The sequence below is a fragment of the Psychrobacter piechaudii genome, assembly GCF_900162825.1.
Taxonomy (GTDB): Bacteria; Pseudomonadota; Gammaproteobacteria; order Pseudomonadales; family Moraxellaceae; genus Psychrobacter; species Psychrobacter piechaudii.
The window spans coordinates 1-772 of the sequence record NZ_FUGE01000007.1; the positions used below are offsets into that span (position 1 = coordinate 1).

The following is a 772-nucleotide window of genomic DNA, read 5'->3' on the forward strand; positions in this document are numbered from 1 at the left end:
AGACTACCGACAAATGATTCTTAGCAAACTTGACGAAGGCTACAGCTTTCGGGAGTTAGCCGAAGAGTATCAAATTAGCCCAACCAGTATACAAAACTGGAAGAAACGGCTTGAGCGCAAACAATGCAAACGAATTCCCAGTAAGATAGACAACGATGCCCTTATAGCAGATGTCAAAGCCTATCCTGATGACTATCATTATGAACGAGCAAGGCGATTTAACTGTAGCGACAGAGGCATAGGAAAAGCTCTCAAGCGTATCGGCATTACTCAAAAAAAAGACACTAAAACACCCTAAAGCAGATGACAATCTAAGGCGTCTATTTCTTGAACAACTGTCTGAGTTTGAAGAAAGCGATAGAGCTATTATTTATTTAGACGAAAGTGGTTTTAAGTCTCATGAGAATCGACCACACGGCTATTCCTATAAAGGCAAACCGTGCTTTGGCAGTTATAACTGGCAACTAAAGAATCAAACTAATGCTATCGGTGCTATTCACAATAATCAACTATTCGCTATTGGCCTTTATGATTGTAATGTCAATGCCGACGTCTTCTATAGCTGGGTGACACAATTGCTACTGCCAAACCTACCTAAGAACAGCGTTGTTGTTATGGACAACGCCACCTTCCATAAAAGACTTGATATTCAAGAGCTTATTAATGATGCAGGACACTGTATTTTATGGCTACCACCTTATAGCCCAGATTTAAATCCCATCGAAAAAGCTTGGGCTTGGATCAAGCGTAAACGTAAAGACTGGCGTCTGCA

General features: G+C 40.9%; 1 protein-coding gene and 1 pseudogene. Both read left to right on the forward strand.

Going from position 1 to position 772, the window contains the following annotated elements; all coding sequences use genetic code 11:
• Positions 1 to 298, forward strand: a 298-nt coding sequence (locus A1019T_RS00040) for an IS630 transposase-related protein (RefSeq protein ID WP_143514041.1), incomplete at its 5' end; no start/stop codon positions are given.
• Between the two features lie 31 nt (positions 299 to 329).
• Positions 330 to 772: pseudogene (locus tag A1019T_RS13135) on the forward strand (IS630 family transposase); the annotation flags it as partial.